Origin of the sequence: Flavihumibacter profundi, from assembly GCF_020076305.1 — a bacterium.
Taxonomy (GTDB): Bacteria; Bacteroidota; Bacteroidia; order Chitinophagales; family Chitinophagaceae; genus Flavihumibacter; species Flavihumibacter profundi.
The window spans coordinates 1,362,160-1,387,888 of record NZ_JAIQXE010000001.1; the positions used below are offsets into that span (position 1 = coordinate 1,362,160).

Genomic DNA, 25,729 nt, shown 5'->3' on the forward strand with positions numbered 1-25,729 from the left:
ATCAGGCATTCATCATTTCCATTTGTTTCATATAAGTAGCCAGGTCTTTATCACCACGGCCGCTGAGGCAAAGTACTACCTGGTCAGTTTCATTAAGTTTTAATTGTTTCAGTGCGGCAAAGGCGTGAGCGGTTTCCAATGCCGGGATAATACCTTCCAGTCGTGCAATCTCAAAAGCGGAACGAAGTGCTTCCTCATCGGTGACATTCAGGAAATGGCCACGGCCAGTCTCGTATAGATGAGCATGCAGGGGTCCGATGCCGGGATAATCGAGTCCCGCTGAAATGCTGTGCGGTTCTACAACCTGCCCGTCTTCGGTTTGCATCACCAGGCTCTTGCTGCCGTGTAAGATGCCGGCTTTACCCAGTGCGGTAGTAGCAGCACTGAGCCCACTGTTCACTCCATGCCCGGCTGCTTCAACAGCCACCAATTGCACTGAAAGCTCATCCAGGAAATGGTAGAAAGCCCCGGCTGCATTACTACCCCCGCCTACGCAGGCGACAACATGGGTTGGCAATTCGCTGCCGGTTTTCTCTTTCAGCTGCCAGCGGGTTTCTTCACTGATCACGCTTTGGAATCGTGCAACCATATCGGGGTAAGGGTGTGGACCTACAACACTGCCAATGATATAATGTGTATCTGTCGCATTATTGATCCAGTCTCGGATAGCTTCATTGGTAGCATCTTTCAAGGTTTTGCTACCACTCAAGGCAGGGACTACTGTCGCGCCAAGCATACGCATCCTTGCCACGTTAGGTGCCTGACGCTCAATATCTTTTTCCCCCATGTAAACGATGCACTCAATTCCTTTCAATGCACAAACTGTTGCAGTAGCCACACCATGCTGCCCTGCGCCGGTTTCCGCAATGATCCGCTTTTTCCCGAGCCGCAATGCCAGTAGTATCTGGCCAATAGTATTATTGATCTTGTGGGCGCCGGTATGGCAGAGGTCTTCGCGCTTCAGGTATATATTAGAATGCAATTGCTGGCTAAGCCGTTTGGCATAATATAGCGGGGTCGGACGTCCGACATAATCACGCAACAGGTCGCGGAATTCAAGCTGGAAGGCCGGCTCCTGCATAATACTGAGGTAGCGGGTTTGCAACTCCTCTACGTTAGGATGCAGCATTTCGGGGATATACGCACCTCCGAATTTGCCATAATAACCCCGTTCATTGGGTCGCTGGTAACTGGTTATTGGTTCCATATTATTAATTTCCACTTAATGATGAGATAAATTTACCCACTTTGCCGAGGTCTTTTACACCAGGACTCGACTCAAACTGGCTGTTAATATCAATAGCAAACAAACCCTTGCCGGCTTCACTGGAAGCGAATTCTTTCAGGGCTTTTTCATCTGCAGGTTCAATGCCGCCACTTAGAAAATAAGGTTTGCCGATATTGGTATTCTTCAAAATATTCCAGTCAAACTTCTTGCCTGTCCCGCCATATCCTACGCCCATTGTATCGAACAGGAACATGTCGCAAACATCCAGGTAAGGCTTTATCATCCATTCAATATTATCGTTGTCACTCAGCCTGAAAGCCTTCACCACTGAAACATAGTCGGCGATTTTTTCACAATACTTCGGTGTTTCATCACCATGTAGTTGCACCATGTGGAGCCTGCACTCATCCACCATCTGTATCACTTCGTCGGCTCCGGCATTAACAAAAACACCAACCTTGTTGATATTGTTCTCCTTTTTTAATTGAGTCGTGGTCATATACCGCAAAACGTATCGTGGACTTCGCGGATAAAAAATGAATCCTGCAAATGTGGCACCTAGTTTTTCCAACCGGTCAACCTGTTCTAATTGGGTCATACCGCAAACTTTTACTCTCATACAGTGATCGGATTTTAAGTGTTAAATGTTCAAAAACAGTCAGTGTCAGTGACTATGTTATTCATACAGAAACTTTATTTAATTCGTTGACAAATTGCTGAAAAGCCAGTCCGGGATCAGGCGCTTTCATAAACAACTCACCAATCAAAAATCCCCTGAACCCATGGTCTTTAAAAATCCGGACATTTTCAACTTTATCGATACCACTTTCAGCGACTTTAATGGTTTGTGGCGGTAATTGTGCAGCCATGGCCAGGCTCCTGTTTATATCGACTGTAAAAGTCTTTAAATTCCGGTTATTGATACCAACTACCGGCGTAAAAGCATTCACATGACCCAATTCCTCTTCGCCATGCAATTCCAGCAAAACGCCCAATCCCAGCGCCCTGGCTGTTTTTGCAAGCCGCTCCACTTCCAACGGAGATAAGCACGAAGCAATGAGCAGGATCACATCTGCGCCCATGGATCTTGATTCAACCAACTGGTATTCATCAATAATAAAATCCTTCCTTAGAATAGGGATCTGATTTACCCGTGCAGCTTCGAGGTCAGCAGTACTTCCACCGAAAAACAGTTCATCAGTCAACACCGAAATTGCCGATGCCCCGTTAGCTGCATAGGCTGTTGTAACGGCTACCACATCAGCGGTGGCATTGATGATCCCTTTCGAAGGGGAGCGTCTCTTGAACTCGGCAATGATGCCTGTGCGGGAAACATCCAGCAGGAATTTTTCAAAAGAAATAGTTTCGCGCTTGCAGCCGGATGTTTTCTCGAGAACTGTGATGGGCCGGTTCGCTTTCCTTTCCGCTACTTCGATTCTTTTTTGGGCTATAATAGTGTCTAAAATATTCATATCAACTGCTACTATTGTAATTGGATTAAAATATCTAAACTGGCCTTGGCTTTGCCGCTCTCAAGACTTTCTACCGCTGCAGAATAAGCGCTTTCATAGCTTGTGTACCTGCCTGTACTTTGCAGGGCCATGGCTGCATTGGCAATTACCACAGCATTCTGGGCCCAGCTTCCGTTCCCGTCCAGGATCTTCCGGAACAGTTTTGCAGATTCCTCCACGGTATTACCGCCATAAATGTCTGACGGGTTCACCATCCTTTTACCAAGTTGCTCGGGAGTGAACAATTGTTCACCGAAATTGGTGATCACTTTTGTATCACTGGTCAGGGAAATTTCATCATACCCATCAAGGCTATGGATGATGGTAAACTGCCGGCCGGTTTCTTGCAGAAGGTAATTGTAAATGCGCGCCATCTCAAGGTTGTATACGCCAACCAGCTGGTAGGCCGGGTCTACTGGATTCACCATGGGACCAAGCATATTAAAAAAAGTCCGCATGCCCAGGTTCTTACGGATAGGACCAACAACTTTTAGTGCAGGATGAAATAAAGGTGCATGTAAAAAGCAAATACCGGCCTTATCGATTTCTTTCCTCAGGGCATCATTATTATTCTTGAATTTATAACCCAGTTGCTCCATGACGTTGGATGCGCCACTGATAGAGGAAGCACCGTAGTTGCCATGTTTGGCGACTTTTTGCCCCGCACCGGCAACGATAAAACAGGCCAGCGTAGAAATATTAAAGGTATTCTTGCCGTCGCCCCCGGTTCCAACTATGTCCAGTACTTTATCCCCATCCAGGTTTACCGGCACGCATAATTCGAGCAAAGCATCACGAAAGCCGTGCAATTCTTCAATCGTTACACTACGCATGAGGTACACCGTCATAAAAGCTGTAATCTCATGTTCATTGTACATGGCCTTTCCGATATTTGTCAAAGCCTCCCTGGCCATAGCCCTTGACAATGTCTTGTGCTCAAATAAAAACTGCAAAATTTTTTTCATCTTATTAACTCTGTTTCATCATTAGATGTTGTTCTCACCGCTTACCGTTTACCTTTCGCTACTTAAGCCCCCAGCCAATTCCGCATCATCTTCTCGCCATCAGGGGTGAGCACGCTTTCCGGGTGAAACTGGACACCCTGCACATCATAACGGATATGCCTGAGGGCCATAATTTGACCACCTGCATCCCTTGCAGTAATCTCCAGTTCTTCAGGAAAATTTTCTTCACTTATTACCCAGGAATGATACCGGCCAACTTCAATGGTGGCAGGCAGTCCTTTAAATATATCGTTATCCCTTATTGTGCGATCCTGTTCCACCATTATCGGTGTAGCCACACCGTGATATACTTCTGCCAGGTTAATCAGCGTGCCGCCAAAAGCCTGTCCGATAGCCTGGTGGCCCAGACACACACCCAGTATAGATTTGCCGGGTGCATAAGCTTTGATAAGGGGCAACAACAAACCAGCTTCTTCGGGTATACCCGGTCCAGGTGATAAAATGATTTTATCAAACCTTGCAACTTCTTCAAGGGGTAACTGGTCATTGCGAAAAACTTCAACCTGCTCGCCAATGATTTTTTTTACTAGGTGTACGAGATTATATGTAAATGAGTCGTAATTATCGAAAACAAGGATCTTCATGATTGTTTAATAATTGGTTCAGATTACTTTGGCCAGTTCCAGCGCTTTTTTAAGGGCCCTCAGTTTATTATTTACTTCGGCCAGTTCACTTGCCGGATTACTTGCAGCTACCACACCGGCACCTGCCTGGTAGGTTAGTGTATTCTGCCTGCTCAGGAATGTCCTTATCATGATGGCATGGTTGCAGGTTCCGTCAAATCCGATGAACCCGATAGCCCCGCCATAATAGCTACGTGCCGTTGGTTCAAACTTGTCGATCAATTGCATAGCCCGAATTTTTGGTGCACCGCTAAGAGTTCCGGCAGGAAATGTTTTAGCCATCAATAAAAACGGGTTGGTGCCAGGTGTTACTTTTCCGGTAACCTCACTAACCAAGTGAATCACATGCGAAAAATATTGTACCTGGCGGTAATGGGTCACTTCCACTTCATTGCACAAACGGCTTAGGTCGTTCCTGGCAAGGTCAACCAGCATCACATGCTCAGCATTTTCCTTAGCATCCAGGAGCAACCTTTGTGTTTCCTGCTGGTCAATCGTTTCATCTCCGCTCCGTTTATAAGTGCCTGCTATAGGATGCACAACGGCCTTACCATTGTTTATTATAAGTTGCGCCTCCGGTGATGACCCCATCAGTTTATAATCGCCATAGTCGAAAAAGAACAGGTAAGGTGAAGGATTGATAGTACGCAAAGCCCGGTACACATTAAATTCATCACCATGAAAACCCTGACGGAACCGACGGCTGAGTACGATCTGGAAAACATCACCCCGCAGGCAGCTGGCGATACCTTTGCGCACCATGTCCATATAGGTTTCATCGGGCATATTAGTCTCTTCTTCCCCAACCAGCCGGAAAGGGAAAACAGGTACATCCCTGTTTCGAATCAGTGATTCTACCACGGGAAGTTCCGATTCAACACCCGAAATTTTGTTTTCGCAAAGATAGAGTTCGTCTTTAAAATGATTGATTGCAATCACATATTGGTATAAGCGATATCGCATCAGGGGAATTGCACTGTCATTTCCAGTTCTCGCACTAGGGCTGAGTGGTATTACCAATGATTTCTCCGGAGCGAATTTAATGCTGTCGAAAAACTGAACGGCATCATATGTTGTGTAGCCATACAATCCCTGTGCAAACCGGGCGGCTTTATGGGCAGGGGGAATAAGCTCGAAGCGCTGCATAAATCCCCATAACTGCGCCGGAACTTCAGCGAGGTCATTTATGGCGGCCTTTTCCGGGGCCTGGGCTGGAAATTTATACTCGATACTGTTGGTTGTGCTAATCTCCATACCGGCAATTGCATTAATGCCGATAAAAGAATAACTGTTATCTGCAGCATGATGATCGGTACTTTCGAGTAGTATTGTATCGCGGAATCGGTCGCGCAGGCGCAGGTAAATACCCACAGGTGTATGCACATCCGCCAACATTTGTTTTACTTCAGTTTCAATCCTGATCTTTTTCATTTTTTGTTCCATTGTCCTTTCGCATTCAACAATAAAAAAGCCCCGATTGTCAATCGGGGCCCTGAATTATGTGTAAATAAACACAGTAATAGCATTACAGCACCCCGGAAGAGTTTGTATGCCACCACCACTGCATATTTTGATTGTTTTTGTTCATGAGGGCACAAAGATGCAGCCCCAAATTGGAATGAACAAAATTTTTTTTAAATTACAGACTTCACCCGCCGGGTAATACCCGGCGGGTGAATAAAACCAAGGTTATGGAAATCGTTATTTTTGGCGCGACCGGACAAGTGGGCAGGCACCTGGTGAGCCAGGCGTTGCTGAAAAAGTTCAAAGTAAGGGCTTATGGCCGCAATGTTCATGAACTTTCTGATACCAATAAAGACCTGAAGCTGGTGAAAGCCGGTGTATTTGACGACCTGGATGTGCTTAAAGCGATCAAAGGCTGCGATGCCGTTTTCAGTGTATTAGGCGGGGCTTTCGACGGCACTGATAAGACCAGGAGCCTTGGCATAAAAACCATTACTGCCCAAATGAAAAAGGCAGGGGTTAACCGGATCATAGCTCTAGGCGGAAAAGGTATCCTGGATGCTCCTGAAGGCGGACTACTAATTGACCAGGAAGATTATCCCGCTGAATATATCCCGGTAGGACGCGAACACCAGAAAGCCTGGGAATTTTTACGGGACTCCAATCTGGACTGGACTTTTGTCTGTTCGCCTGATATTATTAACGCAGGCCCTTCCGGAAAATTTATCACCGAGGCCAATATGCCTCCTACACCAGATACCGGGCAGATTAATGCCGGGGACCTGGCTTTGTTTATGCTGAATGAACTCGACAGGCACGAATACAGCAAGCAACGTGTAGGTATAAGCGAAGTATAAACTATATCACAATACACCTTTGGTTGAAGGTAAATAATTGCTGATAGGATCCCTTTTAACTGCCATCCTGATTGCCTTGGCGAATGCCTTGAAAATAGCTTCAATCTTGTGGTGCTCGTTTTCACCCTTACATTCAATATTCAGGTTACAACGTGCGGCATCACTGAAAGATTTGAAAAAATGGAAAAACATTTCAGTAGGCATCTCCCCTATTTTTTCGCGCTTGAATGAAGTATTCCAAACCAGCCAGTTCCTTCCACCAAAATCGATCAGCACTTTAGCATCGGCTTCATCCATCGGCAGGGCAAAACCATATCTTTCCATGCCACGTTTATCCGCAAGGGCTTTAGCAAAAGCTTCGCCCAACGCAAGTGCAGTGTCTTCTATAGTATGGTGTTCGTCGATATGAAGATCGCCATGGGTTTCAATGGAAAGATCAATTTTCCCATGCCGGGCAATCTGGTCCAGCATATGGTCGAAGAAACCCAAGCCGGTGGATATGGAAGACTTGCCACTGCCATCCATATTCACTGCAACCTTAATTTTAGTTTCATTTGTATTGCGTTCATGCACCACCTGCCTCAGCCCAAGCTTTAAAAATGAATATATCTCAGCCCAGTCTGTGCTTTCTAATGCAACTGTATCCTGTCGCAGCGCCTCGGCCTGATCTTTAATTTCCGCGCCACCCAGGCCTGGATCAAGGTTAAGCCAGATCGCTTTACAACCCATGTTCTTGGCCAGTTGAACATCAGTTATTCTATCGCCAATCACAAATGAATTAGCGACATCATAATCGGGGTTATCAAGGTATTGTGTGAGCATGCCAGTGCCGGGTTTACGGGTAGGCAATTGTTCATGCGGGTAACTCTTATCAATATGAACTGCATTAAAAAAAATCCCCTCTCCTTCCAGGCTCTTCATCACCAGGTTTTGCAGGGGCCAGAAAGTGTCTTCCGGAAAAGAAACTGTTCCCAAACCATCCTGGTTCGTAACCATCACCAGTTCATAATCCAACTCCCGGGCAATGCGGCCCATGTATTCAAACATTTTCGGGTAAAAAGTAAGCTTATCAAATGAATCAAGCTGATAAGTCGGTGGTGCTTCGTAAATCAACGTTCCATCACGGTCAATAAATAAAACTCGTTTTGCCATTGCTGTTATTTCAATTTTTTTCTTTCTGCAGTTACCTGTGCAGGGGTAATTGCCTTTGCTTTGTTTTCAAAATTATTGCGAACATATGTCAATACATCGGCAATTTCCTGGTCAGAAAGTTGCACCTGGGCCGGCATTGGATTACCATAATACTCTCCATTGACTTCAATTTCATCATTAAGCCCCTTAAGCAGAATATTAATAAGGTAAACCGGATCGCCAGTTACATAATCGCTTTTAATTAAAGGCGGATTTAATCTGGGCACCCCACTACCATCTGCCTGGTGGCAGGTTAAGCAAGTAGCCTCAAAAACTTTTTTACCCCTTTCCATAGAACCTTTAGGAAGTGGTTGTCCATTAACCGAAACCTTCTTACCGGCAACTGCATTTATTCCCATTGGCAGCAATACAACAAGAATTAAAAGTAACGGCCAGATTATTCTGGCTGTAAATAATCGCAACATTTCTTAATTATTGTAAGTTATCCTGTAAATGGTTCCTTTAACATCGTCGGCCACATAAATGGCCCCATCAGCACCCTGTGTCAATCCACATGGCCGGTGTTTTGCATCGCGGGGTGATTTCACTTCGGCTACTCCAGCAAAACCATTAGCGAAAATTTCCCATTCCCCACTGGGCTGTCCGTTTGAAAATGGAACAAAAGCCACCAGGTAGCCTTCCTGTTTTAACGGGGCACGGTTCCAGGAGCCGTGAAATGCGATGAACGCTCCATTTTTATACCTGGCAGGAAACTTATCGCCTGTATAAAACAACAAGGCATTTGGCGCCATATGTGCAGGGAAGGCAACAACAGGTTTCTGCATATTGGCACAGCGGTCTTCCTTTTTCCCGTCGCCACCATATTCAGGTGCCAATACTTTCTTTTTCTGCTGTCCGTCATAATAACAATAAGGCCATCCGCAATTGGAACCTTCCTTAATCATAAACATCTCTTCTGCAGGCAGTTCAGCACTTTGCTTATCATTATATAAATCTGGATAAAGTTGTGCCAACTGATCACGGCCATGCTGCATCACAAATAATTCATTTATTGCACTGTTCCAGTCAAGTCCAACCACATTGCGCAATCCGGTTGCATAGTGAGTTCCTTCGCTATAAGACTGGTTCAGTTTATTGGCCCTAAAACGCCAGATTCCACCGGCAGTTTCCAAAATGGGGCAGGGATCCTGCCCGGGTGACCCTTTCGTGCGGTCCGCCACCTGACAGGCATTTGAGGGGGCCCCAACATTTATATAAAGATTCCCGGCATTATCCAGTGTTATACTTTTTGATTCATGCTGGTTCTTGTTCACCAATCCCGTCACAATCAACTCGGGCTTATCGGCGTCCAGCACCTCGAATTTATCGTTTAGGCGGTACCGGTAAACCTCGCTATTGGATGATGCATACAGGTATCCGTTTTTAACCGCAATACCTGTTCCGCCAAAATTTCCAAAACCGGTAATCGTTTCATAAATGCCATCCTTATTATTGTCTTCAAGACGCAAAATGCCTTTCCCGTTTTTTAATCTTTCGAGCTTTATAAACAGTACCCCATTGGGGGCTGCTGCAATATGCCTGGCATTTCCCAAATCATCGGCAATGATGCTGGTTGAAAACCCTGCCGGTGTTTGTATTTTTGTGGTATCAGAAGCGCGGGTGGTATAAACGATACCAAACCATAGCGAACTGGCCAATAAAAACCTGACTAGCATTTTATTAATTTGAATTGTGAATGTAAAATTTTAATGCATTCAATAAAGCGACATTCTCATTTTCAGTACCAACAGTAATCCTGAGGCATCCTTCACAGAGTATTACATTACTTCGGTCACGCACCACAATGCCCTGGTCCAGCAGGTATTGGTAAATCTTTTTTGCTTCAGTGACCTTAACCAATAAAAAATTTGCATCTGAAGGGTAAACCGCCAAAACACAGTCGAGTTTAGGCAAAGTATCTTCCAGCTTCGTTCTTTCCTGTACCAGTACCCTGATCATTTCATTCACCTGCTCTACTTCGTCCAGCGCTTTCAGCACAAGATCCTGCGAAGCCTGGTTGATATTATAGGGTGGTTTAATTTTATTCATGATATCAATAATAGGTTTTGAAGCAAAAGCCATTCCAACCCGCAAAGCCGCCAAACCCCATGCCTTGGATAATGTTTGTAAAACCACCAGGTTAGGGTAATCTTCCATTTCCAGCAAATAGGATTTCTGCCGAGAAAAATTTACATATGCTTCGTCCATTACAACAATCCCGAAATAATTGTTCAATAAAATCTCTACTTCTTCACGGTTCAGTGAATTGCCGGTGGGATTATTCGGTGAACATAAAAAGATCATCTTGGTATGGTCGTCAACAGCTTCTTCCAGCGCCTGAAGGTCTAGCTGGAAATCGGGCGTAAGTGGCACTTTTTTAATATCCACATTGTTGATGTTGGCGCTCACTTCATACATTCCATAAGTTGGCGGCACAATAATAATATTATCCAATGCGGGCTCACAAAAAGCCCTGATGAGAATATCAATACATTCATCGCTGCCATTTCCCAGAAAGATATGCTGGGGAGGAACTCCTTTTACAACAGATAACTTTTCCTTGATGGCCCATTGCATGGGATCTGGATAGCGATTATACCACTTAGTTAGTGGCGATCCTAATGAGTTTTCATTAGCGTCGAGAAAGATACTTGCTTCGCCCTTGAATTCATCGCGGGCCGAGGAATAGGGTACCAGGGCTTTGATATTGGGACGAATGAGGTTATCAAGATTAAACATATAGTTGGTTTTTACAACTTTCTGGAGAGGTCTTTCAATTGGATTGCAAACTCTTCGGATGAAGTTCTTATGGTTACTGCGCGTGCATGTGCTGACAATCCTTCAGCCTCGGCCATGGCGGTAATAGTGCCGGCGATATTTTGAAGTCCGGTCGCACTGAGCTGCTGGAACGTGATTTTTTTCACAAAGCTGTCGAGACTAACCCCACTATACGCTGTTGCATAACCGTTAGTAGGTAATGTGTGGTTAGTACCACTTGCATAATCCCCAACACTTTCCGGTGAAAAATGCCCGATAAAAACAGATCCTGCATTAACAACCTTTTCCGACAGGGCCAAAGCATCATTGGTGCAAAGGATCAAGTGCTCAGCGGCATAGTCATTCAGCAAAGCCATTGCTGCGGTTGTATCATGAAGCAAAATCAATTTACTGTTCTCAAGGGCTTTAAGTGCAATTTCTTTCCGGGGCAAGCTGCTTAATTGCTGCTGGATAGCATTCAGCACTTTTTCAACCATGTTTTCTTCAGTAGTAACCAGCAAAACCTGGCTATCCGGACCATGCTCGGCCTGGCTAAGCAGGTCTGCCGCGATAAAGCCAGCATTAGCACTGCCATCTGCAAACACAGCCACTTCACTTGGGCCGGCAGGCATATCAATAGCCAATCCATGCTGCTGCACTAGTAGTTTGGCAGCAGTTACATATTGGTTACCCGGACCAAATATTTTGTACACTTTGGGAACAGTTGCGGTACCAAAGGCCATCGCTGCAATAGCCTGTACCCCGCCTAATTTGAAAATCCTGTTGATGCCGACAACTGATGCTGCAAATAAAATTGCGGGATCGAGCTTTCCGGATTTGTTGGGTGGCGAGCAAAGCACTATTTCCCGGCAACCCGCAATCGAAGCCGGTATGCCAAGCATTAACAAAGTCGAGAATAATGGCGCCGAACCACCAGGTATATAGAGCCCAACTTTTTCAATGCCGGTAGATTGCCGCCAACACCGTATACCTGGCATGGTTTCAACAACCTCAGGTTGCTGCTTTTGCGCTTCATGGAATTTCCAGATATTGGATGCAGCCTGCAGGATAGCTGATTTCAGGTTTTGGGGAACCATTTCCACAGCAGCTTCAATTTCTTCCCTGGTAACTGTCAGGGCAGATAAATGAACACCATCAAACTGTCGGGTGTACCCAAATAGTGCGGAATCACCTTCCTGTTTTACGCGATGCAAAACATCTTTTACAGTAGCGGTTAATTGCTCACTGTCCAATGCAGGCCTTTTAGTGATACCAGCCCAATCCTCCGGATTTGGATATCTGAATACTTGCATGATTAATCAATTATGCTATATGATCATTTTTTCAATAGGGATAACCAAAATGCCCTGCGCTCCAGCTGCCTTCAGTTGTTCGATAATATCCCAGAACTGGTTTTCACTCAATACGCTATGGACGCTGCTCCAGCCTGCTTCAGCGAGAGGTAGAACAGTAGGGCTTTTCATACCTGGCAGCAAACTGATGATCTCTTTTAACTTGTCATTAGGCGCATTCAGCAAAACATATTTGTTATTTTTTGCCTTTTTAACCGCTCGAATTCGAAATAACAATCGCTCCAGTATGATTAATTTTTCTTCACCCAATTGTTCATTGCGGATCAATACAGCCTGGCTTTTCAACACTGGTTCAACCTCTTTCAGTCCATTCATAAAAAGGGTGGACCCACTGCTCACCAGGTCAACAATAGCATCAGCAAGGCCAATTCCGGGGGCTATTTCCACTGAACCGCTGATTTCATGAATCTCCGCCAGGATGCCTTTCTGGTCAAGAAATTTCTGCACTAAAACAGGATAGGTGGTAGCGATCCGTTTACCCTGCAGGTACTCTACACCGGTATATTCATCTTTTCTTGCAACGGCAATACTTAACCGGCATTTACCAAATCCAAGTTCCTCAACAATCTGGACTTTCTTACTTTTTTCGTAAACTACGTTTTCCCCTACAATCCCAATATCAGCCACAGCATCTTCCACATATTGCGGGATATCATCATCGCGCAAAAAGTAGATTTCAAGGGGGAAATTTTCAGCTTCAGTTTTCAGTTTATTGATGCCATTTTTTACATCAATGCCGCAGTCTTTCAGCAGCTTAACAGAATCTTCGTACAATCGACCGCTTTTCTGAATAGCGATCCTGAGTTTTTGTTGCATAAAAGTTATTAAAAAAAAAAGCTTACCAGTGGTAAGCCTTCAAATGTTTTATGTTATACGCAAAACATCATCGCCTACCTGGATGGCAAGAAATGATGGTAATGATTTTGCGCGATTTGTTTCATAATGGTTGCAAAAATATAGCGAATGGCATCAAACCACCAAATTTTTTCTTTACCGCCGGGTAGTTCCCGGCGGGAACTACCCGGCGGGTAAAGGATATCCTATCTTTGCAGGATGAAGGAGAATTTGGGAACCGACATATTGCTGGCGGCTGATTACCTGCGTGCAGGCGAATTAGTAGCAATACCCACTGAAACTGTATATGGCCTGGCGGCAAATGCGCTGAATGAGGCTGCAGTGGTCAAGATTTATGCGGTAAAAAACCGGCCGCAGTTCAATCCCCTAATTTTACATGTGGCAGGGCTCGACCAGTTGAAGCCGCTGGACCTGGAATTACCACCGAAAGCACTGGAACTTGCCGCCAAATTCAGTCCGGGTCCGCTTACTTATGTAGTCCCGAGTTCTGTTAAAATCCCGGGTATTGTAACTGCCGGAACCCCGGCAGTAGCTATCAGGATTCCCGCCCATCCAATGACATTGGAACTGCTGAACCAGCTCGATTTCCCTTTGGCCGCCCCCAGCGCCAACCCATCGGGGATGGTCAGCCCAACTACTGCCTTACATGTAGCACAGCAATTAGGCAACCAGGTCAGTTACATCCTGGATGGCGGAGCCTGCAAGGTGGGCCTTGAATCCACCATCATCTCCTTCCTGGGAAAAACGCCTCAGTTGCTTCGCTATGGTGGCATATCACTTGAAGCCATTGAAGCTGTTATAGGGCCGGTGGCCTTGCCGGCAGAAGGATTTGTGGATAATCCGGTTGCACCAGGAATGCTTGCGCGCCACTATGCCACAATCCATCCGCTCCTGCTAGGTGATGCAAATGCAATAATTAAGCAGGCGCATGCCAGTAATCCTATCCCGCGAATTGCAAGTATTTCCCTGTACCAGCATTTTACTGCACTGCCCGATGCTTACCAGTTCCAATTGTCGCCATCCGGCGACCTGAATGAAGCTGCCCGCAAACTCTTTAGTGCCATGCGTATGGCCGATGAGATGGATATAGACCTGATAGTAGTAGAACGTTTTCCGGAAAAAGGCCTGGGAAGGGCCATCAATGACCGTCTGCGCAGGGCATCCAGCGCCCATGACATATTATTTAACACCACCTTAAATTCCTGAGAAATACCTTACGGTTGGCTATGAAAAATATTTGCTACCCGGGAACAAAAATTATCCTAATCCTGCTCTTGCTTTCAGGTGCCGGCCGGAATTGCCTGTTCGCGCAAAAAAAAACCGGGGAAACGCTACCAAAAAACGATCAAACAGTCGACAGCATTGCCTTTCACCTGTATACCGACAGCCTTAAAAAAGAAGTGCAAAATTATATAAATGTTGATGGACACCTTGCGGGTGGCGGGTGGCTGCCCCTTACCACTAAAGAGATCAGTTTTGCAACGGATGGCGGCAGGTTCTACGGCAATAACCTTGTAATTGACAAGAACTCCGACAAACAAAAAATTACAATAACGGCAACCTATATCCGAAACAAAAACCTCCGCTGTACAACTACCATATACCTGAAAACTGCGAATGAGGAGGAAAAACTTAAAACCAAAGAAGAAGCGCTAGGTAATGGAAAGAAAAAAGGCAACCCAAAGGCCGCCTTTTGATATGGTTACATTTTTTTTGCGTCTTCCAGGAACTTTGCCAGCCCGATATCGGTAAGCGGATGCTTTAGCAAACCAAGAATGGAATCAAGAGGACAGGTACACACATCGGCACCCAGTTCCGCACACTTAATAATATGGTTGGGATTACGGATAGAAGCCGCCAGAATTTCTGTTTTGAAACCCTGGATGCTGTAAATATTAGAAATCTGTCCAATCAATTCAGTACCATCCCAGCCACTATCATCGATACGGCCAATAAAGGGTGAAACGTATGCGGCACCAGCTTTTGCCGCTAAAATTGCCTGACCTGCTGAAAACACCAGCGTGCAATTGGTTTTAATACCGTTATCAGTAAACCATTTGATGGCTTTTACCCCGTCTTTGATCATAGGTACTTTCACAATAATATTCGGATGGATCGCAGCTAGTTTCTGCCCCTCTTCAATCATGGTTTTGAAATCGGTAGACAAGACTTCAGCACTGATATCACCATCAACCATTTCGCAAATTGCTTTATAATGGTTGTTGATATTTTCTTCACCCTTTATGCCTTCTTTGGCCATCAATGAAGGGTTAGTAGTTACACCATCCAAAATACCCAACTCATTAGCTTCCTGGATCTGGGCCAGATTAGCTGTATCAATAAAAAATTTCATGTATGCGTTTTTGTTGAACGGGAACGAAGATAGGAAAGAACAAGGAAAATGAAACAGGCGCAATACCTCAAAAGAAGAGAAAAAAATGGCAGGCTGATTACATCGCGCCGCTACAACCGCTTACCCTTGCTGTCTTCCAACCCTGGGGGAGTTCAGCAGGAGCTGGCCGTGTAAGACCTGCCGCCGCAAAGATAAGGGCAGGTGAGTTAAAGAACAAATCAAAATCAATTTAAAAAGATTATAAACTTTAAACTGGTAAATTTCCAACTGCGGAGTTAATACGGACCCTGGGGCCTGCCTGTAAGTGAATTTACTTTGGAAAGGGCAACCAGTTCATCGGATCGGCCACCCAATGAACGGTAATAAACGAGGACAGTATAACTATTTTCTGTTTCCCAATTATTCCCCTCAGTTTTCTCCAGTGAATAATAAGCAGCATCTCCCTCACCCTGCTTAATCGCATAACCGTAATCGTAAAAGCCCTGCTTCAGCCAGATATTTGTTTCATAAAGTTTTGTTTCCTTATTGAAAACCATTTTTGACGCTGCATCTTTTCCGTAATTGGTTAGCTCCCCAAACAGGTAAAGGTCCTTAGTGAAAGGGATGCCTCCCGGAGGTTTGAATCTGAAATTCACGGTTGCATAATCGCCCTGCCAGTAGGGGTTCATACCATCAAGAGTTTCAAAATAGTACATCCCATTGGCATCACGGTAAAATACGAAACGGAGTCCGTTCCGGTCCAGATCGGGCTTTACAAAAATGTTGGTATACGTGTTACCATACTGGGCACTGTCTACGCGATCACTTTGCAACCTGAAGCTGCGCAGGTCGAGCCAGCGATATTCTCTTCCCCCTGGAAAAACAGATTCATCTTCGGTATTGTACTCCAATGTGTTTTGCCTTATAAAAGTAGGTCGTTGTAACACCCTCCGGTTGTCCCACCGGTTATTCTGTAAAATACAGATTGTAACCTGCTGCATCGGGTTCGCCAGGTTCAGGTTCTTGGTGTTAACCGTAAATGCGATCTTTTGGTGGGTATTGAAAAATTGGTTATTAAAAGGTTGCTGAACCTGCACGGCAATTGCTGCTTTTTCTTCCACAACCAGCACACGACGGGTAAAGGCCAATTGGTTTGGATCGCCGTTCAGGAAAACTTTTAACAGGTAATTACCGGATCTTGAAGGCGCACTGCTGCGGTCTGGCAAAACCTGCATATAATGGGTATAGTGGGTTAAGGCAACAGACGAATTTCGATAAGTGATAATCCTTTGCTGTGTAAAGCCGCGTACATAATCCATAGGGCTTAGGTTTGCGGGCGACCAGTCGGCGTTACACAACTGCCAGGCATAAGAATATGCTTTGGTTCCCCCTTCCCTGTCATCAAAATGCAACTCCAGCTGGTCGCTACTATTAAGCCTTATAACCGGGTACCCCAGCTGGTTTCCAAGTATATTCAGTTTAACCGATTGGATATTACTGTAATAAACCTGGTCTGGTTCCTGTGCGTTGCCCCCGGTAGCAACAACTTCAAAAAGCAGGGTGAGTAAAATTGGTAATATTCCATAAAATTTCTTCACCATTAAACATGTTTTAATGTGTCTTTATCCAATTCCTTCACAAGTGTACAAATTGCAGACGGTATATAGATGCTTTTCTCCATTATATTTGGCGACTAAAACAAAGCCGATTGAATATAGCCGGATTCATAGCCAGGAGAGTTGCTTTTAATGCCCAGAAATCTTTTTCGCGGTTCATTATCCGGCTGGCTGTTGCAGCTACAATGATCAGCGTAACCGCCATGATTGTTGCCCTGGCCTTCACCAATGGCTTCCAGCATACCATCAGCCAGAAGATATTTAATTTCTGGGGACATATCCGGGTTCAGCATTATGAGCCGAGCAAGGTAATGATCGCGGAAGAATTTCCCATCGAAAAAAATGATACTGTTCAGAAACTGGCTAAAACTGTGCCGGGCATTGCTTCTGTCCAGGCTTTCGCCACCCGAAATGCCATCCTGAAAACTACAGAAAGCATTGAAGGTATACTCTTCAAAGGCGTTGAAGCGACTTATGATACGGAAAGGCTGGCTTCCTTCCTTAAACAGGGCCGATGGATGAATTTTTCCGACAGTGGGTATAGCAATGACATCATTTTGAGTGCTTATACTGCTAACCAGCTGAATTTGAAAGTGAATGATCCTGTACTTATTTATTTCATCCAGAATGATGGAAGTCCGCCCAGGGCAAGGAAACTGAAAATTGCCGGCATTTATAAAACCGGCATAGAAGAATACGACAAACTTATTGCCATTGGCGATATCAGGCTGGTACAACGCCTAAATAACTGGCCATCCAGCCAGATTGGGGGATATGAGATTTTTCTTAAAGACTACAGGAAGATGGATACGATTAATGAAAGTATTTATAACCAGCTGCCAATTTTGTGGAATAGCCGCACAATCCGGGATATTTACCCAAACATTTTCGACTGGCTTGGGTTACAGGATAAAACTATCGCCATTGTAATAACTATTATGATCATTGTTGCAGTGCTGAACCTGATCACCTGCTTAATTATCCTGGTATTGGAAAGGACGCGCATGGTGGGTGTACTTAAGGCCCTGGGCGCTTATAATGGAACAATCCAGAAAATATTCCTTTACCATGGGGCTTATATAACAGGGGTTGGCATTATACTGGGCAATGCCGTTGCATTCCTGCTTATTTTACTGCAAAAAAAATACAGTTTTATTAAGCTACCTGAAGAAATGTACTATATAGATAAAGCAGAAGTACAGGTCATCCCCTGGCAGGTTTTTGCTGTAAATGCGGGCACATTTCTAATTTGCATGCTGGTCTTGCTGATACCCACAGTAATCATACGCAAGATCCAGCCGGTAAGGGCTATTCAATTCAAATAAAACTACTTATTCAACCAGGTGTGAAAGGATTATACCTGCAGCTACAGCAGCATTCAGTGATTCTGCAGATCCATGGCGGGGTATTGTTACAGGGTGATTCAGTTCCTTCATTAATTCCGGTCTTATACCATGCGACTCGTTTCCGATTACTAATGCCGAGGGTCCATGCTGCCTTACGTCCTTTAATGGTATGCCATCAAGGACCGCAGCATAAAAATTCCGGTGTGCATGTGCTCGAACATAATCCACCAGGTTGGTATACACTATTTCCACCCTGCCAATGCTGGCCATGGTACTTTGTACTACTTTAGGATTAAATGCATCGGCGCAGTCTGCACTGCAAATCACCTGCTGTACGCCAAACCAGTCGGCAATCCTAATTAATGTGCCCAGGTTACCGGGATCGCTAATACCATCCAATATAAGTTGCCAACCTCCGGGTACTACAGAAAGATCTGGTTTCCTGAATATACCCAATACCTGGTTGGGTGATTTGAGAAATGAAATTCTTTCAAGTTCGCTTTCACTGATCTCTTTTGCCCATTCTGCGGTACGACCAGCAGGTTCGTTGGCCCACCATTCTGGTGTTCCATAAATTTCAACCGCCTGCATATGCGGCATTGCCAAAAATTCAGCAATAATTTTTGGGCCTTCAGCTACAAATAAAGATTCCTCGTCCCTGAATTTTTTGTGGCTCAAACTTTGGATATATTTGACCTGGTTTTTTGTAATCATCACCTGATATTTTCCTTTTTTATTTATGGCAGTAAGTATAACCAAGACCCTCATCCGAAATTTTCACTGGCGGATGCTTTTCGGGTTAGGCCTGCTGCTATTAACAGGCTGTAAGGTTACTAAAAATTACCCCCCTAATAAGCCATTTGTCTATAAAACCAAATTCACACTTAATACAAAGCTACCACAAACCGAGCGGTCGGACCTGCTGGATAAAATGGAAAACCAGCTGGATGACAGTATTAAGGTGAAGTGGGTGACCAAACTGTTTGTTAAACAAATATTAAACAAACCCCCAGCGTTTGACACAGCAAACGCCATAAAATCTGTAAAATACATCCAGGACCTGCTACGGGCTTCAGGTTACCTCTATAGTTCAGTTGACTGGGACAGCAGTCTTTCTGTCAAAAATGATGAAAAAAGGGTAATCGTTTCTTTTAAAGTCGCTACAGGCAAAGTACTCAGGTTTGATTCCATAAGCTATGCTTTCCGGGATTCCATCCTGCAAGGTATCGCTATAAAGAACCGCGACAAATCCATCCTTAAAAAGGGAGATACTTTTACCAAAGAAAAGATTTCCCGTGAAATTGACCGGATGCTGGGCATTTACCGTGATAATGGTTACCTTAAAATTAATCGCGAAGATATTTATGCTGAAGTGGATACTGTTGTATCAGCACTGATAGATCCGGGACTCGACCCTTTTGAACAGGTCCGGTTACTCCAGGAAGTACAGAAAAGGCGTGAAAATCCACTTATTGATGTTGTTTTAAAGCAGAGAGGTACCAAAAACCCCGAACACCTGCAACAGTACACTATCCGAAATGTGCGTATTTATCCCGATCTACAGCTTGTCCAGGATACTGTGCCAATCGTTTTTGACACGATCAGAAAAAATGGGATATCTATTCTAGACTCCCGTCATTTGTTCAAACCTTCTTTCCTGGTACGCAATAATTATTTAATTCCCGGTGCCTTGTTTAAACAAAAGGACCTGTACAGGACAAATAATGTATTTGGCCAAATGGGGGCATGGCAGCGGGTGGGCGTGGACGTTTTTCCGGTTGACAGCGTTGCAGCTGTGGATGTAAATATCAATATGTTTCCAGCAAAAAAACAGGGATTGAATGTTGCCCTTGAAGCCAGCAGCAACGCATCTGAATTAATCACCTCGAGTAACTTATTCGGCCTTGGTGTAAACTTTGGGCTCAGGGATAAAAATGTGAACAAACAATCTATTCAATCCAGTACTAATCTGCGCTTTGGTATAGAACTCGGTAACAAGGCCCGGGTCATCCAAACTGTGCAAACAAGCCTGGCGCAAAGTTTCATTATTCCGAAATTCGTGACCCCTTTCCCCATTAAAGCTGAAAAAGACCTGCTTTCCACTCATACAATCCTGAATGCAAATGGTTCGTATACTGACCGTCACGATTTCTATGCGGTACAGTCCCTCAATACTTCCATTGGTTATGATTGGACCAACAAGAAGAACAGGAACTGGTTATACAGCCCGTTGAACATTGAATTTGTAAGGGTGTTCTCCACCGATAGCCTCGATAAATTATTTGACAGTATTCCCAATTTGAGGAATTCATTCAATGATGGACTAATCATCAGCCAATACCTTCGGCGGAATAATACCTGGACCGTACAGAATAAATTATTCAACCTCAGGTTACAAGGGGAAGAAAGCGGCGCTTTATTCGGACTGATTAAGAAATGGGATTTGCAGGGTCAATTATCACGGTATGTAAGAGCAGATGTTGATTTCCGCTACTATACTAATCATCCCAGGCATACCTGGGCATTCCGGGTTTTCGCAGGGATGGGAGTCCCTTATGGCAACCAGATTGACTCGCTGGGTAATATCAGCAGGGAAACCAACCTACCTTTTTTCAAATCTTATTTCGCAGGCGGACCAAGCAGCATGCGGGCCTGGCAGGTTCGGCAGCTAGGTCCGGGATCCTCTAAAATATTCGCCAATACCAATGCTGACCGTTTTGCAGACATACAGTTTGAGTCGAATATTGAATACCGCTTTACCCTGGGCACAGTTTTTGGCATCAAGGTAAAAAGCGCTTTTTTTACAGATATCGGAAATATCTGGTATAGGAATAACCAGGGCAATCCTGAACTGGATGATACTGTATTTAAATTGAATAAATTATACAAAGACCTGGCAATGGCCGGGGGAACGAGCCTTCGGTTAGATTTCAATTATTTCATTATCCGGTTTGATTGGGCTTACAAATTAAAAGATCCTTTTTATGCTGAAATTAACGACGGCTGGTTCTATAACCTGAATTTGACAAAAGGGCAGTTCCAGCTTGGGATAAACTATCCTTTTTAGGTGAATCGTAAACCGTGAATCGTGAATGGAAAGTACAGTGCACTGCTTAGGACTTTCCGTTCACTGCTAACCTTTCCCTGACCTTCAGTTCCGCTTCTTCGATGTCCATCGCATCATTAACCGAAAACTCACCGATCCGGGTTCTCCTTAAACTGCTTAAATATCCGCCGCAGCCAAGTGCAGCACCAAAATCATTGGCCAAGCTGCGTATATACGTTCCAGTTGAACAAACAACCCTGAAGGATACCAGCGGCATCTCTATCTTTGTGATTTCAAAAACAGAAATTGTTACGGGCCTGGGCTCAAGTTGAACGTCATGCCCTTTCCGGGCCAGTTCATACACACGTTTCCCGTTTATCTTGATTGCAGAATGTATAGGGGGTATTTGCAATATTGGGCCGGTAAATTTTTGTGCAGCGGCTTCCAATTGAGTTTTAGAAATACCTGCAGGATCACTTTGCTTAATGGGCTCTGATTCCAGGTCGTAGGTGGGTGTAACTGCTCCCAGGGTAATGGTGCCGGTATATTCTTTTTCCCTCGCCATATACTCATTTATCTTCTTGGTAAACTTGCCGGTACAAATTATCAGCAAGCCTGTTGCCAGAGGGTCCAGCGTACCTGCATGACCCACTTTTTTGGTCCTGACCAAATTCCTGATTTTTCTTACCGCATCAAATGAAGTCCATCCAAGCGGTTTATCAATCAATAAAACCTGCCCTTCAGCATATGGGTTGATAATAATCTGGTCCACGAACAATTTTTTCAAAGGTAAGCCTGTAAAGTCTACCACAGGCCGGAACTATCCAATGCTTTTTCAAGGGCATTCCAGTCACGATTAATATCTGCACGCTGCGCCATGTTCAGCGGATTCCTTACCACATACTGCCGGGCATACCTTTTCCTATCTGCAGTAAGAGGATGTGTACTCAAAAAACCAGGCAGTTCCAACCCTTTTTCAGACTCCATTAGCCGGTCCATGAGCAACACCATCCCATTTGGATTTACCTGGTTTCGTAACATCCTTTGCATGCCCAGTTCATCCGCCTCTTTTTCCAGTCCGCGGGAATATGACAGGCTCCTTAATGCATTGGCATTCCCAATTATGGCATCGCCAATAGACCCCAGGTCGCCAAATACCATTGTAATTACCATTGAACCGGTCATTTCCTGCAGAATGTTCTTTAAGCTATGCCTTTCATTTACATGTGATGATTCGTGGCAAAGGAGCGCCACCAGTTCTTCAGGCCTTTTTAAATTTTTCAGTATGCCTTTATATACTACAACTTGTCCACCAGGGATCGCAAAAGCATTCACCTCCTTTTCGTTTACTACTGAAATAACAATTTTATATTGTTCACTAAGTTGCAGTTTGGCTGCAAACTGATTGATCAGAACAGTTGCTGTTGTATCTATTTTTTCATTTTCAATTATAGAGGCATAGATCATCTTTCCCAATTCTGCTTCTTTCCTGGGAGAAATAAACTGCACCCCGAAAGCAGCAATGCCAGACACCAGTAAATAATATAATCCAACTACCGCCATCCCAACTAGCAACACCGACACAGGAACCTGTAATTTCCTGAGTCCTGTCAATGCCGGATGCTTTATAGCGCCAGTCTTTTTTAATAATTCAGGAAGGAAATAATGCGTATCAGGAATTTCCAGCAATTGTGAACCATCTGGCAGCAGTGCAAAAATAAATTTTCCTGGCCCCTTACCTGACAGCTTCACTCCATTACAGGGGAAAGCCCTGATATAATCCTGGGTTGCTGCATCATAAAGCTGGATAGCCTGGTCAAACAAAAGTATTCGTACAGGGAAGGCAATTCCCTTAACTGTTGCATAATATTGTACGTTATTGGATTGATCCATATTAAATAACCTGCCTTAACTTTAACTAAAGTTAGTTATTAACAGTGTTTACAGTAACATGTTTAGGCGGGGTAAGAATCAATCTGCAGCCAGAATAGATCCGCTTTAACCTGCTCTATTAAAGAAGGTGTTTTGTTTAATTGAAGAAAAAAAACATGCACAACAATCAAGGTCATGCATGTTTATTATATTAAATATTTAATCTAACGGTTTAATAGGCCCTTGCAAACAATACCCTTTGAGTACTAGGTTTACCGGTAAGAATACATGCTCCTGCTGAAGTATTATTATTTAATGGAATACAACGAATAGTTGCCTTTGTTTTCTCTTTGATGAGCTCCTCGGTTTCGGCTGTGCCATCCCAGTGGGCAGACAAAAACCCACCTTTTTCATCAAGGCACCTTTCAAATTCGGTCCAGTTATTTACTTCAGTAATATGGCTGTCGCGGAATTCCCTTGCCTTATTAAACATGTTCAGCTGGATTTCTTCCAGCAGGTTTTTTAAATAAATAGCCAATCCTTCCAGGGGTACACTCTTTTTTTCCCTGGTATCCCTGCGGGCAATTTCGGCCACATTGTTTTCGAGGTCGCGGGCGCCAATGGCAATCCGAACCGGAACCCCTTTCATTTCATATTCTGCAAATTTCCAGCCGGGTCTTGAGTTGTCGCTGTCATCGAATTTAACCGATATACCCAATTCTTTCAGTTCTTTTACAATTTCACTGACTTTATTGGCAATCATGGCTTTTTGCTCATCGCCTTTGTAGATTGGTACGATTACAACCTGCAAGGGGGCAATTTTCGGTGGCAGGATCAATCCCTGGTCATCACTGTGCGCCATTACAAGGGCACCGATCAAACGGGTACTAACGCCCCAACTAGTAGCCCAAACAAATTCCAGTTTATTTTCCCTGGTCAGGAATTTTACATCGAAAGCCCGGGCAAAGTTTTGCCCCAGGAAATGGGATGTCCCTGCCTGAAGTGCCTTACCATCCTGCATCAGGGCTTCAATGCAATATGTATCTTCTGCTCCTGCAAAGCGCTCGCTTTCGGTTTTTATCCCCTTAATTACCGGTAATGCCATATACTCCTCAACAAATTCAGCGTAAACATCCAGCATTTTCCGGGTTTCTTCAATCGCTTCTTCCCTGGTGGCATGGGCGGTATGGCCTTCCTGCCAGAGAAATTCAGCTGTACGCAGGAACAGGCGGGTTCGCATTTCCCACCGAACCACGTTAGCCCATTGGTTAACCAGGATGGGTAAATCGCGGTAACTCTGGATCCAGTCTTTGTATGTATTCCAGATAATGGTTTCTGAAGTAGGCCTAACAATCAGTTCTTCTTCCAGTTTAGCTTCCGGATCTACGATTATACCACCGCCATTAGGATCGTTTTTCAGGCGATAATGGGTAACTACCGCACATTCTTTGGCAAAACCTTCAACATGGGCTGCTTCCTTGGAAAGGAAACTTTTAGGGATAAAAAGCGGAAAATAGGCATTTACATGCCCTGTTGCCTTAAACATCTTGTCCAATTGGTCGCGCATATTCTCCCAAAGGGCAAATCCATGAGGTTTTATGACCATACAGCCGCGAACAGCCGAATAATCGGCCAATCCGCCCTTAATAACCAGGTCATTATACCACTGTGAATAATCTTCCTGCCGGCTTGTAATCTCTTTACTCATTATAAGTTGTTGGGTTTTAACAATTAGCTTGCAACATTTGATTGTGAAAGGCTGTCTTATATTTGTACTTTTAACAGCGAACGCAAAAGTAAATTTTTCAACCCATTAATAGCTGTGCCATGAACTTCAAATTTTCCGGACTGATTGCAGGTGCTGCCCTGGTAGCATTAAGCAGTTGCTCTTCGGTTTACAAATCCGGCCAAACCCCGGATGATGTTTATTATTCCCCTGGCAAACCAGTGATGGCAGTAGCGCAGAGTGATAACAGTAACCGGCAAACCGATACGAGGAATTACGAACCTAGTTACCGGGATGACCAATACCTGAGACTAATGATTAGTGCAGGGCATTATCCGATGTACTCGTCAATGTACTATTATAATGATTTTGCCATGGTGGATCCCTGGATGTACAATAACTGGCAGTGGAACAGTTACATGGTCTGGAGTTTCGGATTTTACAGTCCATGGAATCCAATGTTTTACTGGAATAGTTTTTATAATCCATATTACTACCCGCCAATGCCAATGTACCCCCCTTACCCGGGTCATGTACCAGGTTATGGACCACATTACAATATAAGTCGCCCGGCTTCAGCATTCAGCATGAGTAGCTACTTAAATATGAATGGCACCAATAATAACAATGGTTATAAACCAGGAAAATATTATGGCGGCAATTACAATAATTCCAATTACTACAACAATACCAATACAAAGAGGTCTTTATTTGGAGGCAACAACAATAATTCATTATATGATCGCCCAACCAGGAGCTATTCGCCAACATCTAATTCAGGCGGTGGCAGTATCAGGAGTGGTTCTTCAGGAGGTAGCAGTGGTGGAGGGGTGAGTCGCCCAACCAGAACTGGTGGAAACTAATTAGGACGGTTTATATTTGATGGAGGAAACAACCTGGCTTTAAC

General features: G+C 44.4%; 24 protein-coding genes and 1 other RNA gene. 6 read left to right on the top strand and 19 right to left on the bottom strand.

What is annotated here, in order from left to right; all coding sequences use genetic code 11:
* Position 1: 1 nt before the first annotated feature.
* The 6 genes from trpB to LAQ65_RS05905 all read right to left on the bottom strand — a co-directional run bounded on the left by trpB (position 2) and on the right by LAQ65_RS05905 (position 5,818).
* Entirely contained in the window at positions 2 to 1,207 is a 1,206-nt protein-coding gene (gene trpB / locus LAQ65_RS05880; RefSeq protein ID WP_224116014.1) for a tryptophan synthase subunit beta, read from the bottom strand.
* 4 nt (positions 1,208 to 1,211) lie between these two features.
* Entirely contained in the window at positions 1,212 to 1,847 is a 636-nt protein-coding gene (locus LAQ65_RS05885; RefSeq protein WP_224116015.1) for a phosphoribosylanthranilate isomerase, read from the bottom strand.
* A 61-nt stretch (positions 1,848 to 1,908) separates the two neighbouring features.
* Positions 1,909 to 2,700 carry an indole-3-glycerol phosphate synthase TrpC gene (gene trpC, locus LAQ65_RS05890; protein ID WP_224116016.1) on the bottom strand — a complete coding sequence of 264 codons (792 nt, stop codon included), beginning with the start codon at positions 2,698 to 2,700 and terminating at the stop codon, positions 1,909 to 1,911.
* Between the two features lie 11 nt (positions 2,701 to 2,711).
* Positions 2,712 to 3,704, bottom strand: coding sequence for an anthranilate phosphoribosyltransferase (gene trpD, locus LAQ65_RS05895; protein ID WP_224116017.1), 993 nt, complete (start codon positions 3,702 to 3,704; stop codon positions 2,712 to 2,714).
* A gap of 62 nt (positions 3,705 to 3,766) precedes the next feature.
* On the bottom strand, positions 3,767 to 4,348 hold the full coding sequence (locus LAQ65_RS05900; RefSeq protein ID WP_224116018.1) for an anthranilate synthase component II: 582 nt from the start codon (positions 4,346 to 4,348) through the stop codon (positions 3,767 to 3,769).
* 18 nt (positions 4,349 to 4,366) lie between these two features.
* Positions 4,367 to 5,818, bottom strand: a complete 1,452-nt coding sequence (locus tag LAQ65_RS05905) for an anthranilate synthase component I family protein (RefSeq protein ID WP_224116019.1) — start codon at positions 5,816 to 5,818, stop codon at positions 4,367 to 4,369.
* A gap of 260 nt (positions 5,819 to 6,078) precedes the next feature.
* Between LAQ65_RS05905 and LAQ65_RS05910 the strand changes: the two genes are divergently transcribed.
* Positions 6,079 to 6,708 carry an NAD(P)-dependent oxidoreductase gene (locus tag LAQ65_RS05910; RefSeq protein ID WP_224116020.1) on the top strand — a complete coding sequence of 210 codons (630 nt, stop codon included), beginning with the start codon at positions 6,079 to 6,081 and terminating at the stop codon, positions 6,706 to 6,708.
* A 6-nt stretch (positions 6,709 to 6,714) separates the two neighbouring features.
* Here LAQ65_RS05910 and hisB read toward each other — a convergent pair whose 3' ends face one another.
* The 6 genes from hisB to hisG are packed head-to-tail and all read right to left on the bottom strand — an operon-like array spanning position 6,715 to position 12,845.
* Positions 6,715 to 7,860: a bifunctional histidinol-phosphatase/imidazoleglycerol-phosphate dehydratase HisB gene (gene hisB, locus LAQ65_RS05915; protein WP_224116021.1), complete on the bottom strand. Its 1,146-nt coding sequence runs from the start codon at positions 7,858 to 7,860 to the stop codon at positions 6,715 to 6,717.
* 5 nt (positions 7,861 to 7,865) lie between these two features.
* Entirely contained in the window at positions 7,866 to 8,324 is a 459-nt protein-coding gene (locus tag LAQ65_RS05920) for a c-type cytochrome (RefSeq protein WP_224116022.1), read from the bottom strand.
* Between the two features lie 3 nt (positions 8,325 to 8,327).
* On the bottom strand, positions 8,328 to 9,575 hold the full coding sequence (locus tag LAQ65_RS05925) for a PQQ-dependent sugar dehydrogenase (protein WP_224116023.1): 1,248 nt from the start codon (positions 9,573 to 9,575) through the stop codon (positions 8,328 to 8,330).
* A 4-nt stretch (positions 9,576 to 9,579) separates the two neighbouring features.
* The gene (gene hisC / locus LAQ65_RS05930) at positions 9,580 to 10,638 is read right to left on the bottom strand and encodes a histidinol-phosphate transaminase (protein ID WP_224116024.1); all 1,059 of its coding nucleotides are present in this window, start codon (positions 10,636 to 10,638) and stop codon (positions 9,580 to 9,582) included.
* A gap of 11 nt (positions 10,639 to 10,649) precedes the next feature.
* Positions 10,650 to 11,969 (bottom strand): histidinol dehydrogenase, encoded by a 1,320-nt coding sequence (hisD, locus tag LAQ65_RS05935; protein ID WP_224116025.1) that lies wholly within the window; start codon positions 11,967 to 11,969, stop codon positions 10,650 to 10,652.
* A 15-nt stretch (positions 11,970 to 11,984) separates the two neighbouring features.
* Positions 11,985 to 12,845 carry an ATP phosphoribosyltransferase gene (gene hisG / locus LAQ65_RS05940; RefSeq protein ID WP_224116026.1) on the bottom strand — a complete coding sequence of 287 codons (861 nt, stop codon included), beginning with the start codon at positions 12,843 to 12,845 and terminating at the stop codon, positions 11,985 to 11,987.
* Positions 12,846 to 13,082: 237 nt separating this feature from the next.
* Between hisG and LAQ65_RS05945 the strand changes: the two genes are divergently transcribed.
* A complete protein-coding gene (locus LAQ65_RS05945; RefSeq protein WP_224116027.1) occupies positions 13,083 to 14,090 on the top strand; it encodes an L-threonylcarbamoyladenylate synthase in 1,008 nt (335 codons plus the stop codon).
* Positions 14,091 to 14,110: 20 nt separating this feature from the next.
* A complete protein-coding gene (locus LAQ65_RS05950; protein ID WP_224116028.1) occupies positions 14,111 to 14,581 on the top strand; it encodes a hypothetical protein in 471 nt (156 codons plus the stop codon).
* Between the two features lie 5 nt (positions 14,582 to 14,586).
* Here the strand turns inward: LAQ65_RS05950 and fsa are convergent, their stop codons facing one another.
* From fsa to LAQ65_RS05965, 3 genes are all read right to left on the bottom strand, one after another.
* Positions 14,587 to 15,237, bottom strand: a complete 651-nt coding sequence (gene fsa / locus LAQ65_RS05955) for a fructose-6-phosphate aldolase (protein WP_224116029.1) — start codon at positions 15,235 to 15,237, stop codon at positions 14,587 to 14,589.
* An 83-nt stretch (positions 15,238 to 15,320) separates the two neighbouring features.
* Positions 15,321 to 15,420, bottom strand: an RNA gene (gene ffs, locus LAQ65_RS05960) — signal recognition particle sRNA small type.
* A gap of 92 nt (positions 15,421 to 15,512) precedes the next feature.
* Positions 15,513 to 16,817, bottom strand: coding sequence for a type IX secretion system plug protein (locus LAQ65_RS05965; RefSeq protein WP_224116030.1), 1,305 nt, complete (start codon positions 16,815 to 16,817; stop codon positions 15,513 to 15,515).
* A 107-nt stretch (positions 16,818 to 16,924) separates the two neighbouring features.
* On the opposite strand from LAQ65_RS05965, the gene LAQ65_RS05970 reads away from it, so the two are divergent.
* Positions 16,925 to 18,157 (top strand): ABC transporter permease, encoded by a 1,233-nt coding sequence (locus LAQ65_RS05970; protein ID WP_224116031.1) that lies wholly within the window; start codon positions 16,925 to 16,927, stop codon positions 18,155 to 18,157.
* A gap of 6 nt (positions 18,158 to 18,163) precedes the next feature.
* Here LAQ65_RS05970 and LAQ65_RS05975 read toward each other — a convergent pair whose 3' ends face one another.
* Entirely contained in the window at positions 18,164 to 18,892 is a 729-nt protein-coding gene (locus tag LAQ65_RS05975) for an RNA methyltransferase (protein WP_224116032.1), read from the bottom strand.
* A 25-nt stretch (positions 18,893 to 18,917) separates the two neighbouring features.
* On the opposite strand from LAQ65_RS05975, the gene LAQ65_RS05980 reads away from it, so the two are divergent.
* On the top strand, positions 18,918 to 21,245 hold the full coding sequence (locus LAQ65_RS05980) for a BamA/TamA family outer membrane protein (RefSeq protein WP_224116033.1): 2,328 nt from the start codon (positions 18,918 to 18,920) through the stop codon (positions 21,243 to 21,245).
* A gap of 46 nt (positions 21,246 to 21,291) precedes the next feature.
* Here LAQ65_RS05980 and truB read toward each other — a convergent pair whose 3' ends face one another.
* From truB to proS, 3 genes are all read right to left on the bottom strand, one after another.
* Complete coding sequence (gene truB, locus LAQ65_RS05985) at positions 21,292 to 21,996, bottom strand: tRNA pseudouridine(55) synthase TruB (protein ID WP_224116034.1); 705 nt, start codon at positions 21,994 to 21,996, stop codon at positions 21,292 to 21,294.
* Positions 21,997 to 22,028: 32 nt separating this feature from the next.
* Entirely contained in the window at positions 22,029 to 23,117 is a 1,089-nt protein-coding gene (locus tag LAQ65_RS05990) for a M48 family metallopeptidase (RefSeq protein ID WP_224116035.1), read from the bottom strand.
* Positions 23,118 to 23,328: 211 nt separating this feature from the next.
* A complete protein-coding gene (gene proS / locus LAQ65_RS05995) occupies positions 23,329 to 24,804 on the bottom strand; it encodes a proline--tRNA ligase (protein ID WP_224116036.1) in 1,476 nt (491 codons plus the stop codon).
* Between the two features lie 119 nt (positions 24,805 to 24,923).
* Between proS and LAQ65_RS06000 the strand changes: the two genes are divergently transcribed.
* Complete coding sequence (locus tag LAQ65_RS06000; RefSeq protein ID WP_224116037.1) at positions 24,924 to 25,685, top strand: hypothetical protein; 762 nt, start codon at positions 24,924 to 24,926, stop codon at positions 25,683 to 25,685.
* The last annotated feature ends 44 nt before the right edge of the window (positions 25,686 to 25,729 follow it).

What these genes read in the sequence shown, in the direction of transcription:
- LAQ65_RS05925 (WP_224116023.1), bottom strand. Translation starts at nt 9,575, where the DNA reads ATGCTAGTCAGGTTTTTATTGGCCAGTTCGCTATGGTTTGGTATCGTT.
- LAQ65_RS05950 (WP_224116028.1), top strand. Translation starts at nt 14,111, where the DNA reads ATGAAAAATATTTGCTACCCGGGAACAAAAATTATCCTAATCCTGCTC.
- LAQ65_RS05920 (WP_224116022.1), bottom strand. Translation starts at nt 8,324, where the DNA reads ATGTTGCGATTATTTACAGCCAGAATAATCTGGCCGTTACTTTTAATT.
- LAQ65_RS05990 (WP_224116035.1), bottom strand. Translation starts at nt 23,117, where the DNA reads ATGGATCAATCCAATAACGTACAATATTATGCAACAGTTAAGGGAATT.
- LAQ65_RS05910 (WP_224116020.1), top strand. Translation starts at nt 6,079, where the DNA reads ATGGAAATCGTTATTTTTGGCGCGACCGGACAAGTGGGCAGGCACCTG.
- LAQ65_RS06000 (WP_224116037.1), top strand. Translation starts at nt 24,924, where the DNA reads ATGAACTTCAAATTTTCCGGACTGATTGCAGGTGCTGCCCTGGTAGCA.
- LAQ65_RS05975 (WP_224116032.1), bottom strand. Translation starts at nt 18,892, where the DNA reads ATGATTACAAAAAACCAGGTCAAATATATCCAAAGTTTGAGCCACAAA.
- fsa (WP_224116029.1), bottom strand. Translation starts at nt 15,237, where the DNA reads ATGAAATTTTTTATTGATACAGCTAATCTGGCCCAGATCCAGGAAGCT.
- trpD (WP_224116017.1), bottom strand. Translation starts at nt 3,704, where the DNA reads ATGAAAAAAATTTTGCAGTTTTTATTTGAGCACAAGACATTGTCAAGG.
- trpC (WP_224116016.1), bottom strand. Translation starts at nt 2,700, where the DNA reads ATGAATATTTTAGACACTATTATAGCCCAAAAAAGAATCGAAGTAGCG.
- LAQ65_RS05945 (WP_224116027.1), top strand. Translation starts at nt 13,083, where the DNA reads ATGAAGGAGAATTTGGGAACCGACATATTGCTGGCGGCTGATTACCTG.
- LAQ65_RS05885 (WP_224116015.1), bottom strand. Translation starts at nt 1,847, where the DNA reads ATGAGAGTAAAAGTTTGCGGTATGACCCAATTAGAACAGGTTGACCGG.
- LAQ65_RS05900 (WP_224116018.1), bottom strand. Translation starts at nt 4,348, where the DNA reads ATGAAGATCCTTGTTTTCGATAATTACGACTCATTTACATATAATCTC.
- proS (WP_224116036.1), bottom strand. Translation starts at nt 24,804, where the DNA reads ATGAGTAAAGAGATTACAAGCCGGCAGGAAGATTATTCACAGTGGTAT.
- hisC (WP_224116024.1), bottom strand. Translation starts at nt 10,638, where the DNA reads ATGTTTAATCTTGATAACCTCATTCGTCCCAATATCAAAGCCCTGGTA.
- hisD (WP_224116025.1), bottom strand. Translation starts at nt 11,969, where the DNA reads ATGCAAGTATTCAGATATCCAAATCCGGAGGATTGGGCTGGTATCACT.
- trpB (WP_224116014.1), bottom strand. Translation starts at nt 1,207, where the DNA reads ATGGAACCAATAACCAGTTACCAGCGACCCAATGAACGGGGTTATTAT.
- hisG (WP_224116026.1), bottom strand. Translation starts at nt 12,845, where the DNA reads ATGCAACAAAAACTCAGGATCGCTATTCAGAAAAGCGGTCGATTGTAC.
- hisB (WP_224116021.1), bottom strand. Translation starts at nt 7,860, where the DNA reads ATGGCAAAACGAGTTTTATTTATTGACCGTGATGGAACGTTGATTTAC.
- LAQ65_RS05905 (WP_224116019.1), bottom strand. Translation starts at nt 5,818, where the DNA reads ATGAAAAAGATCAGGATTGAAACTGAAGTAAAACAAATGTTGGCGGAT.
- LAQ65_RS05980 (WP_224116033.1), top strand. Translation starts at nt 18,918, where the DNA reads ATGGCAGTAAGTATAACCAAGACCCTCATCCGAAATTTTCACTGGCGG.
- LAQ65_RS05965 (WP_224116030.1), bottom strand. Translation starts at nt 16,817, where the DNA reads ATGGTGAAGAAATTTTATGGAATATTACCAATTTTACTCACCCTGCTT.